Annotated in this window: 1 protein-coding gene; it reads left to right on the top strand. The window is 66.3% G+C overall.

All coding sequences use genetic code 11. The features are described from left to right. On the top strand, positions 1-413 hold a 413-nt coding region (locus AB4111_RS31210), incomplete at both ends, for a cation:dicarboxylate symporter family transporter (RefSeq protein WP_442035147.1).

Raw genomic sequence — 413 nt, 5'->3', positions numbered from 1 at the left:
GGTACACGCACCTCTACGTGCAGGTGCTGGTCKCCATCGTGGCGGGGGCGCTGATCGGCCATTTCTGGCCCAAGTTCGGGGCCGACCTGAAGCCGCTGGGCGACGCCTTCATCAAGCTGGTGAAGATGGTCATCGCCCCGGTGATCTTCCTGACCGTGGTCACCGGCATCGCCGGCATGCGCGACCTGGGACGCTTCGGCCGCGTGGCCTTGAAGGCCTTCGCCTACTTCCTGACCTTCTCGACCCTGGCCCTGATCGTCGGCCTGATCGTGGCCAACGTGGTCCAGCCGGGCGCGGGCATGAACGTCGACCCGGCCAGCCTGCACAGCGACAAGATCGCCGACTATGCGGCGAAAGCCCACGAGACCACCATCGTCGGCTTCCTGCTGCACATCATCCCCACGACCGTGGCC

Source organism: Paenibacillus sp. 2KB_22, from assembly GCF_052115745.1.
Taxonomy (GTDB): Bacteria; Bacillota; Bacilli; order Paenibacillales; family Paenibacillaceae; genus Paenibacillus.
This window is presented reverse-complemented; position numbering and strand designations above follow the sequence as displayed.